Genomic DNA, 15488 nt, shown 5'->3' on the forward strand with positions numbered 1-15488 from the left:
CTACTATATTGCTTTTTTTGTAAATAATAGCTTAGTATTTAATAGTTACATTTTTAAATCACTCCCATTTTTTTCATCAGGAAAGTGGCACTTCTGTTTTTACAAATTCCGTCACGTAATTTATAATCAAAGTGGAGATCATTATTGACAATTTCAACTTCAAAGCATTTATTGGTCAGTACAGCAGGATAATCATTCGTCATGAGGCAAACTTCGATATCATGTGTCGCAATTGCGCCAACAGCATTTTTACCAATTACCTTTTTGACTACTTCAATAGTTCCATTTCTTTTATCATCTGAATTGGTTCCTCTTAATATTTCGTCTAATAATACAAATGCAGGTTTGTTTTCGAGTTCATCCATAATTTGCTTTAAGCGTTTAATTTCAGCAAAAAAGTACGATTCACTGTCTGAAAGTGAATCTGACAATCGCATCGAAACCAAAACGGGCAATGGATGCACCGTAGCTTGACTCGCGCAAACGGGCGATCCCATACCAGATAAAACCATATTAATTCCCAAACTTCGTAGAAAAGTACTTTTACCAGACATATTAGAACCCGTCAAAATCATGAAGTTTTCTGGGTGAAAACAAACATCATTCCCTATTCTTGTTTTTTCATTTAATAAAGGATGACTTAAATCCGTGAAATCAATTTCAAAATTAGTGTTCAATGTTGGATAAACAAATTCTGGATTATTATAAGACATATTTGCTAAACTATTCAGCATCTCCAATTCTCCAATTACTTCGAGCCATTCTTCCAGTGCTTCGGCATGATCATTTTTCCATTGAATTAATGATTTTAGCACATGCAAATTAAAAAGAAAAGTACCATTAAAAACGATGGCTGTTACAAAATTAGAAATACTGTCCATTTTTGAAAACAAACCAGCTAACTGTTTCAAATGAATGCTAGCCTTTTCTTTTTTGAACAATAATTTTTGTTGCAAGCCGATTAATTTTTCAGACTGAAAAGTTTCTTCTTCGATCTTTTGCAACAGCAAGCTGTATTGATGAATGGTTTTATCAATGTTAGTAGAATTTGCAATTTCGCTCTGAATACGTTTCATAAACCGACCTAAAACGATCAAATGGAACACAAACAAATACGACAAAACAGAAACAAAAACAATGTTAGAAGTGACTGCATAAGCTATCAAAAACCCTAGAAACAGAAGTGGAGAAAAGTAAGAAATAAAAACACTAATTTTAGATAATTGCGTGCTATTAAATGTACTCCATTGAAGCAAAGTTTCATAATTCGATTGGCTGTCATTTCCAATTTTGGCGAAAGCTAAAAACTCCTGACGCCAATCTAATTTGTTGGATAATTCTTTTACTGCTTGCTGATTTCTTATGATTTCTTTATTTGGCGCCAGAGATAGAAGTTGGTTTGCCAATGTCTTTTTCCCAATAAAAGTAGCCGTTCTATTCAAGTTTTGAAATAAGGAATGTTCTCCAAAGACATCTAAATCGTACGCATAAGGATGATTAAAATCGTTGAATTCTTGTCCGTTTTCAAAAGGGATTTTATTTCTTTCGCGGTATTTAATTTCATTTTCATTAATATCAAATAAGGCTTGATTGACTTGCTTTTCGAAAACTAACTTGGAATGAACACGCATTAATATCACGAAAGCACCAAATAGAACTATCGAGGCAACTACAAAAATAATTTCACTCGTTTTAATGTAATAATAACTAGAAATAAAAAAAAGTACAATAGTAAGAAGTCTCAAAACACTTATACTATTGTACTTTTTATTGATTGCAGTTAACGCCGTTGAAAAGCGAATCTTTTTTGATTTGTATATTTCCATAATTCAATTGATGAACTGCAAATATAACGAAATAGATTTGCTGCGAAGTCTAAATTAAAAGGCAATGGCAATGCCAAACTAAATAGTATTCGAAACTTCAACTAAAATTGTGACTGCATCAATCCATGTGTATTGCTAAAATAGGAATGTCAAAATTATTCGCTATTTTTTTGGTTAAACTAGGTTTAAAAATTCCTTCAAAAAAACCTCTTTTATAGGTCAGCATAGTCAATATATCAATTTCTTTATATAGAATAAAATCTAAAATAGTCTCCTTTACTTCATCACTCGAAATCACAAAAAACGCTACTGGTTCATTACTAAATTCTTCTTCCCACTGTGCCACGGTATCTTTTGTAACATCCGATTCACTCGTTTTCACATATAAGCATTTGACTTTAGCTTTTGTTTTTTTAGCAATATCTAGTACCATTTTTAAGGCTTTTTTGTCTTTCGTTCTAAAGCGCGTGGTAAAACCAATAATTTCTATTTTCTTGAACTTGGCTTCAATTGGAATACACAGCATTGGAATTTCAACTCCAGAAATAACAGACCCCGCATTGGAACCCACAAAAAAAGCATCCCAACCCGTAACTCCTGAAGTACCCATAATAACAAAATCGATAGCATCTTCTTTAATCGATTTTTTAATATTATGAAGTAAATCGCCATCCATAAGTCGATGCGTCATTTTAATCTTGTCCAAATTACGCTCTTCTGCCAACGCACGGAGTTTTGGAATTTCATCCTTAAACATGCCAAATTGCGCTAATTCTACCGAATTGTAAATGAGTGCATAATTTTCAGGAAAAAACTGATTGTCATAAATAGGTAGTTCAAAGGTGTGCAATACAACGATTTCACCATGAACTATTTTTGCAAATTCCAAAGCATGTATAAAAGCATTTGCTGCCACTTCAGAAAAATCGGTTGGAAATAAAATTTTTTTCATTTTTCGTATAGTTTAAAATAGATCAATTATTTTGCTAAGCTATTGGCTTACTGTTTTTCTACAACAAAAAGCGCTATTCTGTGACACTAATTTTATTCGTGAATGCCCAGAATAGGGACATTAATGTGAAATGCCAATTTTTTAGCAAGACTAATTTCAAATAGTTTTTCAAAGAAATTTCGATGGTACACATGCATTGCAATCAAATTAATTTTGTGCAACGCAATAAAATTTAAGATTATTCCCTCTACATCGTCCCCTTCAATTGAATGAAAAACAACTTGTTGGTGCTCCATCAATACCTTCCAATCTGCCCTGATATCGTTTAGGCTTTCGTCTTGTGCAGATGCTACACGCAAACAATCAACAGGAGCTTGAAAGATCTCGGATAGCGACATTACGGTTTTAAAAGCGGCGGTATCCTCTGATTTATACTGCGTCAGGAAAAGCATTTTTTTTATTGGCTGATACCGGCAATGTTCCGGTATAATTAAAACTAATGCTTTTACATCATTCATCACTTTGGTTGCCACGGTACCAAAAAAAGTTTCTTTTATTCCAGTTGCTCCTTTGGTTCCCATAACCACAAAATCAATTTTTTCATTCTCCGTTATTTTTTTTATCTCAGGAACTAAATTGCCTAAAATTAGAGCATGGCTTATTTTGATGTGTCCCAAATTATTTTGTTCTGCTATCCTTCTTAAACTCGGAACCTCATCTTTATAATTTTCAAAATTACTAAGCTCAGTAACATCATAAATTTCATGTAAATACTCTGAAACATTAATATAATTAGTTTGCGGTAATTGATAAACATGAATGGTAACTACCTCGGCTTTAATAGATTCTGCTAATTGCAAGGCATAAATAAATGCATTTTTAGAGGCATCTGAAAAGTCGGTAGGAAATAGAATTTTTTTGGACATAGTGTTGCTTTATTGCAAATCAATTAATTATATAAATTTACGAAACTAAAAAACAAAATAGCATGATAAATGTCAGTTTGAGTACTTTTTTAACAAAAAAATAAAGTTAATGGTTTGATAATCGAGACTTGCTGCCTTATCAATTTTACTTACTTTTGCATAAATTAAATACAAATATGATACCTCACGATTCCATAGTAGCACTTGCAACTCCATCGGGAGCGGGAGCTATAGCCGTAATTCGGATTTCAGGCGAAGATGCCATTACGATAGGAAATTCTGTTTTTAAATCTATTAAGAATAAAGATTTAACCACACAAAAAACCCACACCTTACATTTAGGTCATATTATGGATGCTTCCAAAACCTTAGATGAAGTGCTAGTGTCTCTTTTTAAAGGTCCAAATTCATATACGGGCGAAAACACAATCGAAATTTCCTGTCATGGCTCTCCTTACATACAACAACAAATCATTCAGTTGTTGCTCAGAAAAGGGTGTCGTATGGCAGATCCGGGTGAATTTACACTTAGAGCTTTCCTAAACGGTAAGCTGGATTTATCGCAAGCCGAAGCCGTTGCCGATTTAATTTCATCTGATAATGAAGCCAGTCACCAAATCGCTATGCAACAAATGCGTGGTGGTTTTTCGAATGAAATAGCTAAACTGCGGGAAGAATTATTGAATTTTGCTTCCCTAATCGAACTCGAATTGGACTTTGCCGAGGAAGATGTAGAATTTGCTGATCGTACGCAATTTCATGAATTACTAAACAGAATTGAATTTGTATTGAAACGATTAATCGACTCGTTTGCGGTGGGAAATGTCATCAAAAACGGAATTCCTGTTGCCATTGTAGGCGAACCCAATGTTGGAAAATCAACACTTCTAAATGCTTTATTGAATGAAGAGCGCGCTATCGTTTCTGAAATTGCCGGAACGACCCGAGATACTATTGAAGACGAATTAGTGATTGGCGGAATTGGTTTTCGATTTATTGATACCGCAGGAATTCGCGAAACTCAGGATGTTGTGGAAAGTATCGGAATCCGTAAAACTTTTGAAAAAATAGAGCAAGCTCAGGTAGTTGTGTATTTGAGTCCGCTTACGCCAAAAGGTGGAACATTAGACGCTGAAAATGTAAAACAAGTGCAGCTAGAAATTGAGAAAATTAAAAATCAATTTCCGTTGAAACCATTAATCATTATCGGTAATAAAAAAGATTTATACTCAGAGGAGCAAATCCAAAATCTTCAATCTCAAATCCCAAATATTTTATTGATTTCAGCCAAAGAGAATATTGGTATTGAAGATCTTAAAAATAAATTGTTGTCTTTTGTCAATACGGGAGCTCTTAGAAATAATGAGACAATTGTTACCAATACACGACATTATGATTCCTTATTAAAAGCTTTAGATGAAGTTACGAAAGTTAAATTTGGTTTAGAGACCAATCTTTCTAGCGACCTTATGGCGATTGATATTAAGGAGGCGTTGTATCAATTTGGCACCATTACAGGGCAAGTGAGTAATGATGAATTACTGGGGAATATATTTGCTAATTTTTGTATTGGGAAGTAAATGCGCTTTCTTTAAGTATCATTAACTTTCTTTAGGTTGACTACCATTGATTTAACTGTATTTTAAGTTTCTTCTATTAAGTTTAATTCATACATTTGTTACACTCAATGTACACCTTAACTAAAAAAAGGTGTAAAAATGTACACCTATGAAGATCACTTTAAAGAAAAAAAAAAAATACAAAATGGCAGATTCAGTCTATATTTGGAATACTATAAAGGTTCGACCGTAGATGCAAATGGCAAACGCATTCATTTAAGGAATTTTGAATATTTGAACCAGTATCCTTATCAAGATCCCAAAACTGCTGCTGAAAAAAAAGAGAATAAGGAAATCGACATTATAAGCGAAAAAATTTTTTCAATCAGAAAAGCAGAGTATTTTCAAGGAAAGTACGATATAAAGAACACTGCAAAAAGTAAACGTCTATTTTTAGATTTCTTTCGTGAAAAAACAGAAGAGAAAATTGATAGCCCAAAAAACTATGGGAATTGGACAGCTTCATTTCTACACTTAAAAAAATGTATCTCTACCAACCTCACTTTTGATGAAGTTGATGAAAGCTTTACAAAAAGAGTGAGACTCTATTTTGAAAAAGAAGCCAAAACAAAAAGCAACACCTCTTTATCTCTAAATTCTAAATACTCTTATTTTAATAAATTTAAAGCTGCTCTCCGTGCTGCTTTTGATGAAGGTTATATTTCTATTAATTATGCGTCAAAAGTAAAATCATTTGAACAAGCTGAAAGTCAAAGAGAATATTTAACTCAACAAGAGCTACAAGCATTAGCAAACACTGATTGCAAATATGAAATTTTGAAAAGCGCCTTTATTGCCTCCTGCTTAAGTGGACTTCGTTGGTCAGATATAAACACACTTGTCTGGTCAGAAGTTAGAGATGAAGATAATGGAATAAGTAGAATAAATTTCCGACAAGAGAAAACTGATGGGGTAGAATATCTCTATATATCAAAACAAATAAGAGAGCTACTTGGGAAAAGACAAGATCCTTCGGAAAGAGTTTTTAAGGGGTTAAAATATAGTGCTGTATATAATAATGAAATAGTACGTTGGTGCAATCGTGCCGGTATTTCAAAACACATAACTTTTCATAGCGCGAGGCATACGAATGCTGTTCTATTACTAGAAAATGGGGCCGACATTTATACAGTCTCCAAGAGATTAGGCCATCGCGAAATACGAACTACGGCAATTTATGCCAAGATTGTAGATCAAAAAATGAAAGAAGCAGCAAATCTAATACCTACATTAAAATTTTAATAAGCATGATATATTCCTATTTCCAAATTAAAGACAAACATTATAATGTTTTAAATGGCATTAAAAACAATTTATATAGCCAAGATAAAAAATCATTCGTAAAGAAAAAAGTAAAAAAATTAAACGAATACCAGTTTTGTTTTATCTTTATTGATCTCATGCAACATTACAAAATTGCACATTTCCCACTGGATGTGCTTGAGCTGTTCTTTGAAAGAAGTAAAATTACTGTAAATAAAAGTGAATATTTCTCATTTAATGAAAGTGGTAATTTAAAGGATTTTGTTCCAGTCAATGTAGACTGGATAAATTTTAATTGTAAGAATGATCTTGCCTCATTTATTGCTTATATGTTAGAAACAAAAGAATATCCAAGGGAGACGCTCTTAACTAAACTTTTGGTTTTATCTGATAGATTATTTGATGATATATTTCATCCATTAGAGAATATACGAATTCGATTTCAAGATTATATTGAAGATGCTACTAGAAACGGAAAATCTATGAAATTTGATTATTTGAAAGAGATCATATTAGCATTAGAGAATCATCAAAAACATATTTTAGAATTATCTTATAGGATACAAGAAAAAGTAGATAAATTATCTACAAATACACAAAGCCAAAATTACCTAATTGTTACTGATGATGAAATTCTAAAAAAGCTATATCGAGAGTTAAATAAATTTGATTTTATCGATGAAAATAAAACTAGCATGGAACAATTTATTGAGGTTTTGAAATCAGATTGGAAAGCTCACAATTCTGTGATTTACCTAAAAATGGATAATATACAATTTAAATTTTTTATTGATTGCATAAATCAATTTTTAAGAACCAAAATACCTTTATCATTCATACAAGCTGCTAAAAACATAGAAAATAATAACGGTAAAATAAATTCAAAATCTGTGAGATCTTCAGTTTCCAAAAGTAAAATGTTGTGTAAAGACTATGAAGTAATTAAAGTTATTTTCGAAAAACTATAAATAGGTTAATACATCAAACATGTTAACTTAACATGGTTTTACTTTACTGACATTTGCTGCCATAATATTAAACAAACGTCTTTATGGAAAGCAATCTTATCATTCAAAAATTAACCCAATTAGAAAAATTGATAATTGGGACTAACAAACAAATCTTCACGGTAGATGATGTTGTAAATTACACAGGATTCTCAAAATCTTATGTGTACAAATTGGTACACAAAAACATCCTTCCCTACTCAAAGGTAAATAATAGAACTCTATTTTTCGAAAAATCAGAAATCGATTCGTTTTTACTTCAAAACAAGTCTAAATCAATTTCTCAGATTGAAAAAGAGGCTATCACTTATATAAACTCAAAAAAATAAATTTTGAGTTGTGATAGATATAAAAAACAATGCCCCTTCCACTTTAGAAAGTAGAAAGGGCAAAATCTTTGATCTGCCAAACAAAGATATAGAAAACTTGGGATGCATTGACATTGTTGCCCTTGAAATTGATTTTTTAAAACTCAAGGAAATCAAAGGAAACTTATTCCCAATAGATATTTATCCTAAAGCCATACAAGAGATCATAATTGAGATCCATAATAAGCAAGTCTTCCCAATAGATTATCTAGGATCAGGAATTCTTTCAGCTGCTTCGGCTTCAATAGGTAAATCATATAAGCTTGAAGTAAAAAAAAATGGCTGGGAAGAGAAAGTAAATCTATTTATGGTGATTGTTGGTAAACCCGGTGATGCCAAAAGCCAAGCATTGAAATTTTGTTTCAATCCAATTCAAATAAAAGAAAATCAACTATTCACAGAATATGAAAATCAATTAATTGAATATGAAAAAGGTATTTCGGAGAGTTCTGAAACTAAATTCAAAGAAAAGAAACCTATACTGAAACGATATTTACTGAGTGATTTTACGCCTGAAGCCTTAATCCTTCATCATTCGAACAACAAAAGGTCGTTGTGCGTTTTTGTGGATGAGCTCAATGGCTGGCTGAAGAACTTCAATCGTTATAACAGTTCTGGTGAAGCTGAAACTTATTTGAGTTTATGGAGTGGAACTCCAATCACTACTGATCGAGCGTCAGGAAAAAGCCACAGGCTATCAGATCCTTGCCTGAGTGTTATTGGAAGCACCCAAATATCCGTTTTAAAGGATTTTGGAAAAGATGGCAGATCAACCAATGGCTTCATGGATAGATTACTTTTTGTATATCCTAATGAAGAAAAAATACTTAGGTGGAATATTGAAACTGTGAACAAAGTTCTGATTGATAATTATACTGCATTAATTCATAATTTGCTTGAATTAGGCAACGAAGACCCTAATGAATCAATCGTAATTCCACTAGAAACAGAAGCAAAAGAATTTCTTTTCCGCTGGCAAAATAATAGACCTGATAAATTTTTCTTTGATTATGAGCGATCAATAGAAATAAAGCTACAACAGTATGTTTTGCGTTTTGCTTTAATTCTTGAATTAATACAATCAACTGTAGCAAATAAATCAATTATTACAGTATCAATTCAGTCCGTAAGGAGTGCTATTAAGTTATTTGACTATTTCTATCATAACGCTGTACAGGTTAGAACTGAAATTATGAGAAAGAACTATTTCGAAACACTCACCGAAGGACAAAAAAGTATTTTAAATGAACTACCTAAAACATTTACAACTGCAGAAGGAATTAAAATAGCGTGTAAGTTAATTGATAGAAAGCCTCGAATTTCTGAAAGACAATTCAAAACTTATCTAAAAGACTTAAAACTGTTCAAAAGAGTGGCGCACAGAAGTTATGAGAATGTTATATAGACTGCACTTTCTTCACTTTCTTCACTTTTACGTTTAAAATACTTATAATCAGTTTATTACAAATAAAGGTTTGTGCAAAATTAGTGAACAAAGTGCAATTTAGATTTGCTTCATAATTTTGAAAGTGCAATCATAATGAAGCCAAAATGCAGTCAAATAACATACTTGAAGTCCTGCTATCATTGGAAAGTGTAGAAAGTGCAGAAAGTGCAATACAATAAACTATGTATAAATATTCATTACACCAAAAAGCAACTAAACACCAATGTCCAAATTGTAATAAAAAGCGGATGGTGCTATATATCGACATCGAAACAGCCGAGTATGTTTCTCCTCTAGTAGGAAGATGCGACCGAGAGATAAATTGCGGCTACCATTATCCTCCGAAATCATACTTTAAGGATAAAAATCAAGATTACAATCATTCAATAGTAAAAGATCCTACTACTACTCAAAAAAATCAATTTTCATATCATAGTCGAAAAGACTTATTAAACACGTTAATCTATTACAACGAAAATAATTTTATCCAATTTTTAAAATCAAAATTTGAGTGTAACGACGTAGAACAAATGGCTTATAATTACAAAATTGGAACAGCCAATTTCTGGAATTTCGGCACCATTTTTTGGCAGGTTGATGCAAACTATAAGATTAGAGGTGGAAAAGTAATTATTTACAATACATCCGGAAAAAGGACGAAGTATATAAACTGGATCCATTCGATAAAAATAAAATCACAAGAAATAAGCAGTTTCAATCTAAGTCAATGCTTTTTTGGAGAGCATTTAATTAATAATTGCGATACCATTATTGCGATAGTTGAATCTGAAAAAACAGCATGTATTATGAGCTTAATATTTAAAAAATACACTTGGCTAGCAGCTGGCAGTTTGAATGGTTTAAATCACTTTAAAATGGAAGTATTACGAAATCGAAGAATTATTTTATACCCCGATTTAGGTATAAACGGACTGAACGGAAGTCCATTTAGCATATGGAATTCGAAATGTGAGTACTTTAAAAAGAAAGGTTTTGATGTAGAAATTTCAGATTTGTTAGAACGTAATGGAACAAATCTAGAACGAGAAAACGGTTATGACATTGCCGACTACTTTTTAAAAAACATCAAATACATTCCAAAAGCTATAGTTTCAACTCAGCAAAAAACAGTAGAAAAACTTTACTTGAAAAATAAGAATTTAAAAATCCTAATTGATCTTTTTGACTTAACAGATCTGCATGGCAATCCCATCTCGTTGTCTCCAAATGGATAGCAAGTAGGACAGGGGCGGAAAAACCCCTATCCTACTTGCTCTGCGAGGCCGAAGCCTTGAAATTAAGGCTTCCAGAGCAAATAAATTTTATAATCTTTTATAATTTAATTATAAATAAACATTAAACCTTTGATTTTCAATACTAAATATTAAAATTATGACTAAAAAAAGTGTTATTATCGATACTAAATCACATAGTGAACTTACAAAATTAACAGAAAGCTTAAATATGAATTATGGATCTCTTGTAGAAGAAATGATTTATTATTTTAAAAAAACTGGCATAGATCCAAAAGATGCCGTCAATAAAAATCCTTCAATCATGGTCGCGGCTTTGGATAAGCGGATAGTTTCTTTTCTGAAAGTCCAAGAAAGAGACATATTGAAACCATTGCGACAAGATGTTTTTAATTATCAAAATCTATAAAAAGAAGAAATTTCTAAACTAATTAATTCAATAAATAAATTACTTAGCCAACATTCAGAAAGAATTGCTGAAGTAAAGAAATCTTACTCTGAAAATTTTAATAAAACGAATAGTAATGATTATGAAAGAACAAAAATGGTCAATTCTGAATTAGCAAAAAACCGACAAGCAATAGTTCTTCTTTGTCAACTAATAGATGAAAAAAATAAATTAGGAGCGATTGAAAAAATTAAATCTATATTTTCCTAATGCCCATTTCTAAACCTCATAGCAGCCTCGGTGCAGACAACAAAGGTGGGTGCTCTAACCTAGCTATTTATTTAGAAAAAGAGAATGAAGAGCTTGATAAATTAACAAAAAAATCTAACTCAATAAGTGAAACTTCAAATATTGAATTCCGCAAGCAAGGCTTTTTTTCACATTTAGAAACTAATATTAGCACCATTGAAGTTATCAGTGCTATTGACAGTAATAAAAGAAAACTAGGAGCGAATGATGCCAAATATTTTGCTCCAACAATCAGTTTTAGCAAAAATGAATTGAACCAAATCGCATTTTTAGTTACCGGAAAAAAAGAAGTTTCAAGTGTCTGGGACATGAATTTGAAGGAAGTGGACGAATATAATCGTATTATCAGAGAGTATGGTCGAAAAGTGATGGACAATTATGCACAGAACTTTAATCGCCAAGACAAAGGAATAAACTCAGGAAATGATCTCGTTTATTTTGGAAAGATTGAACACTTTAGAAAGTTTAAAGGAACGGACAAGGATGTCGTTGAGGGAAAAAAAATTTCTGGTACCTATAAAAAAGGTCTGCAATCTCATATTCACATCATCGTTTCCAGAAAAGATAAATCGCAACGTTTAAAATTGAGTCCTACTTGCAATGAAATAAACACTAAGAGAGTCATCGGCGATAATGCATATCAGGTTGGATTTGATCGTGTAAAATGGATTAATATGAATGAACAAATGTTCGACCTCCATTTTAATTACAAACGTAAAGAACTTGAAAAATTTAATAATCAAAATGTTTTAAAAAATGGAAATCCTCAGGAAAAATTTGACTTAAACAAACGTATTGAAAATTTAAATGCAACCCAACCAAACGAAAAACAAACTTCCAAACGAAAAACTAGTTTAAAAATCTAAAAACATGCCAAAAATCATATTAATAACCCATCAGAAAGGTGGTGTTGGCAAAAGTACGCTAACATTTAACCTCGCTCAAAATATTGCAGCAAATTCGAAAGTCGCTGTATTAGATTTTGATTTACAAGGAAGCTTGAGCCAACTAAAAGAGCTGGTAACCGATTTTGAAATAATTACATACCAAGATAAATTGGAAAACATTTCAGAGCTTGATTATGATTTCATTTTTATTGATACCCCGCCGTACTTATCAAATCACTTACCAAAATTAATTTCATTAGTAGATTTAATTATAGTACCAACAAAAGCTGGAATTTTAGACTTGCTGGCCATAAAAAGCACCCTAGCTATAATTGAACAAGAACAAAGAATAGAAGATACTTTAGTCGTTTTTAATATGATAAAGCCAAATACAACTTTAACTTTAGATATTTTAATCGGTTTAGAAGAATACAATGTAAAAATTGCTAATACACATATTAGTGATTTGGTTTCATTCACTAGATCTGTTTTACTAAAAGGTGTTACTAATGATAAAAATGCCCAAAAACAGATTGATCAACTGACCACAGAAATTCTACTAAGATTAATATAAATCTAGAATGCTACAGTTCTATAAATCTATAAAAATATAAATCTATCATTATGGAAAAACAAAGCATTAATGACCTCATTAACAAGGCAAAATCCAGTAACCCGCAAAAAACGATTCAAAAAATTGTTCCAATTATTAGTAAAGAAATTGAAGAAGTTCAGTTTTCTTTTTATCTGGAAAAAGAATTGCTTAAAAAATTAAAATTAAAAGCTTTACAACAAGAAATAAGTATGAAACAACTGGTAAATAATGCTATCAAAGCTTTTATAGAATGAGCAATACCAAGAATTTTTTAATTAGTCAAGATTAAATATTCTAGCTAAAAAACTTTTACTAAATTTGAATTCATATTAATTAAAAAGAAAAAATTATATAAAATAAAAATATAAAGTGTTTAGCTTTTGAATTAGTACTATAAAATCGCCAAAATGAATAGCACGCTAATATCAAAACTAAGACGCCCATGCCTAGCGTGGGCTGTTCTTATTTGGTGTGCGGGTGTTTGGCGATACCTATAGTGCTATTGAGAAACAGTTCCACGCTTTTTTAAATAAACTCCATGGGAAATACTAACGAAAAATTCGCTGAACTACAACTTCAAATTTCAAAAACTTGTACAGAAAATGAGAAAAATATTATTCTACTTTATTGGAAAATAGATGGTTTAGAATTTGTACATAGTCGCGATTGGATTAAACGAGAGTTCAAATTTTCTTTAATCGAACTAAACAAACTTATTGCTGATAATAGTGCACTTTCCTTCTTTGTTTATTGTAAAAACTGTCAATCTTATGAGCATCAAAAAGTTAAAAATAAAACCCAATTTATAACTATTAGAACAAAAGGGAGGAAGGAAAATGCTAAATCAGCCTTTCTTTGTAATTATTGCACCCAAATAGCGCAGAAGAAGCTCGATTTAAAAAAAGATCAAGAATATCAAATATTGATTAAAAAATTAGAGATGGCTATTGAACATGAAAGCTGGAACAATCTTGATGAGTACGAAAGAGAATTATTAGGTAATTGTTTTGAAATGCGTTTTGAAAACCTCAAAAATCATTATACCGGTAAAAGTGATAAAGCGGCTTTCATTAAATTCACAAGATCCTTAGAGAAAATTGCAGATCAAAATTTAATTGTTTTGCTAAGAGAAGAGTGGAATAATTCTATTGTGAATTTTTGGCACTTACCGGAGCTATCGAAGTTCAAGGATAAAATTAAAGTTGTGAGAAAAAATATATTGGTTGAAAAAAATAGCAAAAGTTCTGTTGAAATTCATCATTCTACAGATGAATTGAAGTTCAAACTTACTATTAACAAAAACCAGCACCATCCTGATAGTCCACTGTATGCCGGAACTATTACATTTAAAGAGAGAATTGTTATCGAACAAGGTGTTGAATACATTTTTGGGGCATGGCAAAGGGCAAATGAAAATTTGTACTTAACCTTGACGCCAATTCATAATCTAGATCGCTTGCCAATTCAAAAAAGAATTTGTGATAAACCTATTTCTTTACAGGAAGGCATTAAAGCCTTCTTACACAATTTAGGTAAAAATTTTTAATGCGCAACGGCTTGATTTCATTTTCTACTAATTAATTATTCGGTTGTCTCATTTCTTCTTCATAAAATTCCATTTGATCATCTCTAACATCATATTCATCCTTTGTATCTGTTCTTTCTGCTTTTTGTTTTATAGTAGTATTTGACTGGTAAACAGGATCGTTTTGAGTATTTAGATGAAAACTGGTTTGGCGTTTTTGTACAAAACAGTTGCGAAGTTACAAAGCAGAACCCTGACCAGGTTTTGAAAAAAGCGTGGAAGTATTTGGAAAAATATTTTGGCTGGGAGGAAGAACAAGAAGACTAATAACTATATAAACCAAAAACCGATGAATGCGAAAAAAATTATTTTATGTTTAGTAATGTTATGCAGCATTACAATTGTCAAAGCGCAAAGCAATATTAATGAAGCTCCAAGCGTCTCCGAAATGGCGGGCGAAATGATAACCAAAGTTAAACTAGCTAAAGAATATTTCATCACTACTAATGATAAAGTTGCAGGTAAAACTTTTGAACAAAGAATTTCCAATTTGACCACTAAAACAAAAGCATTATTTAATGAATACAGGGTTGTCAGAACCGACCTAAATAGGATAGGTTTATTTGATACGAAAGACATTAAAGAAAGTATAAACAATGAATTGAGTGCAATCAGACTAACATTGCATTACATGAACTTACCAACGGATTTGTAAAGATTTAATTTGATTAAAATCAGAAACCAAACCTACTTTATTATGGATATAGTTAAGTTTAAAATTACTCCGAAAACAATTAAAATTGAAGTGTGTAATACGAATAATTACGTATTTGATTTTAATAAAGCTGTAGAAATGGAGGCAGCTGATCGAGATGTTTTATTGAAATTATATGCAGCATTAGATACTTTTTAAGAAAGATAGCATCGCTGATTGTAAAAACTATGTTCAGCCAAACCAAACGAATATACTCGATCAAATTAATGAGGCTGGAAACTGAGAGTAATAAAAAAAGCCCTAGACGATAGTCGAGGGCACTGAAAAAGTCATTTTATAATTATTATCATAAAAACGAGGCAGAAAAACTTTATTTTCTGCCTCGTTTTTTGTATTTTTAAATGTAAT

General features: G+C 31.4%; 17 protein-coding genes. 14 read left to right on the plus strand and 3 right to left on the minus strand.

Features of this window, described 5'->3' with window-relative positions; all coding sequences use genetic code 11:
- Positions 1-53: 53 nt before the first annotated feature.
- From BUA03_RS15865 to BUA03_RS15875, 3 genes are all read right to left on the minus strand, one after another.
- Complete coding sequence (locus BUA03_RS15865) at positions 54-1826, minus strand: MutS-related protein (RefSeq protein WP_066081873.1); 1773 nt, start codon at positions 1824-1826, stop codon at positions 54-56.
- Between the two features lie 118 nt (positions 1827-1944).
- On the minus strand, positions 1945-2778 hold the full coding sequence (locus BUA03_RS15870) for a universal stress protein (protein WP_066081871.1): 834 nt from the start codon (positions 2776-2778) through the stop codon (positions 1945-1947).
- 92 nt (positions 2779-2870) lie between these two features.
- Positions 2871-3704 carry a universal stress protein gene (locus BUA03_RS15875; protein ID WP_066081869.1) on the minus strand — a complete coding sequence of 278 codons (834 nt, stop codon included), beginning with the start codon at positions 3702-3704 and terminating at the stop codon, positions 2871-2873.
- Positions 3705-3880: 176 nt separating this feature from the next.
- Between BUA03_RS15875 and mnmE the strand changes: the two genes are divergently transcribed.
- From mnmE to BUA03_RS17025, 14 genes are all read left to right on the plus strand, one after another.
- The gene (mnmE, locus tag BUA03_RS15880; RefSeq protein ID WP_066081867.1) at positions 3881-5284 is read left to right on the plus strand and encodes a tRNA uridine-5-carboxymethylaminomethyl(34) synthesis GTPase MnmE; all 1404 of its coding nucleotides are present in this window, start codon (positions 3881-3883) and stop codon (positions 5282-5284) included.
- 138 nt (positions 5285-5422) lie between these two features.
- Positions 5423-6565 carry a tyrosine-type recombinase/integrase gene (locus tag BUA03_RS15885; RefSeq protein ID WP_066081866.1) on the plus strand — a complete coding sequence of 381 codons (1143 nt, stop codon included), beginning with the start codon at positions 5423-5425 and terminating at the stop codon, positions 6563-6565.
- A gap of 5 nt (positions 6566-6570) precedes the next feature.
- Positions 6571-7554 carry a hypothetical protein gene (locus BUA03_RS15890; protein ID WP_066081864.1) on the plus strand — a complete coding sequence of 328 codons (984 nt, stop codon included), beginning with the start codon at positions 6571-6573 and terminating at the stop codon, positions 7552-7554.
- 83 nt (positions 7555-7637) lie between these two features.
- A complete protein-coding gene (locus tag BUA03_RS15895; RefSeq protein WP_066081862.1) occupies positions 7638-7922 on the plus strand; it encodes a helix-turn-helix transcriptional regulator in 285 nt (94 codons plus the stop codon).
- A 10-nt stretch (positions 7923-7932) separates the two neighbouring features.
- Positions 7933-9366, plus strand: a complete 1434-nt coding sequence (locus BUA03_RS15900; RefSeq protein WP_066081861.1) for a DUF3987 domain-containing protein — start codon at positions 7933-7935, stop codon at positions 9364-9366.
- Positions 9367-9590: 224 nt separating this feature from the next.
- Entirely contained in the window at positions 9591-10643 is a 1053-nt protein-coding gene (locus BUA03_RS15905; protein WP_157492210.1) for a DUF6371 domain-containing protein, read from the plus strand.
- Positions 10644-10800: 157 nt separating this feature from the next.
- Positions 10801-11070 (plus strand): BfmA/BtgA family mobilization protein, encoded by a 270-nt coding sequence (locus BUA03_RS15910; protein WP_066081857.1) that lies wholly within the window; start codon positions 10801-10803, stop codon positions 11068-11070.
- A gap of 248 nt (positions 11071-11318) precedes the next feature.
- Positions 11319-12224 (plus strand): DUF5712 family protein, encoded by a 906-nt coding sequence (locus tag BUA03_RS15915; protein WP_066081856.1) that lies wholly within the window; start codon positions 11319-11321, stop codon positions 12222-12224.
- A gap of 4 nt (positions 12225-12228) precedes the next feature.
- Complete coding sequence (locus BUA03_RS15920) at positions 12229-12819, plus strand: ParA family protein (RefSeq protein ID WP_066081854.1); 591 nt, start codon at positions 12229-12231, stop codon at positions 12817-12819.
- Positions 12820-12869: 50 nt separating this feature from the next.
- Positions 12870-13094, plus strand: coding sequence for a hypothetical protein (locus tag BUA03_RS15925; protein ID WP_066081852.1), 225 nt, complete (start codon positions 12870-12872; stop codon positions 13092-13094).
- Positions 13095-13378: 284 nt separating this feature from the next.
- On the plus strand, positions 13379-14386 hold the full coding sequence (locus BUA03_RS15930) for a hypothetical protein (protein WP_066081850.1): 1008 nt from the start codon (positions 13379-13381) through the stop codon (positions 14384-14386).
- 141 nt (positions 14387-14527) lie between these two features.
- Positions 14528-14692: a hypothetical protein gene (locus tag BUA03_RS16765; RefSeq protein WP_157492209.1), complete on the plus strand. Its 165-nt coding sequence runs from the start codon at positions 14528-14530 to the stop codon at positions 14690-14692.
- A 22-nt stretch (positions 14693-14714) separates the two neighbouring features.
- Entirely contained in the window at positions 14715-15080 is a 366-nt protein-coding gene (locus tag BUA03_RS15935; RefSeq protein WP_139255693.1) for a hypothetical protein, read from the plus strand.
- A 42-nt stretch (positions 15081-15122) separates the two neighbouring features.
- Complete coding sequence (locus tag BUA03_RS17025; RefSeq protein ID WP_245792697.1) at positions 15123-15278, plus strand: hypothetical protein; 156 nt, start codon at positions 15123-15125, stop codon at positions 15276-15278.
- Positions 15279-15488: the final 210 nt, after the last annotated feature.

This window comes from Flavobacterium fryxellicola (genome assembly GCF_900143245.1).
GTDB classification, from domain to species: domain Bacteria; phylum Bacteroidota; class Bacteroidia; order Flavobacteriales; family Flavobacteriaceae; genus Flavobacterium; species Flavobacterium fryxellicola.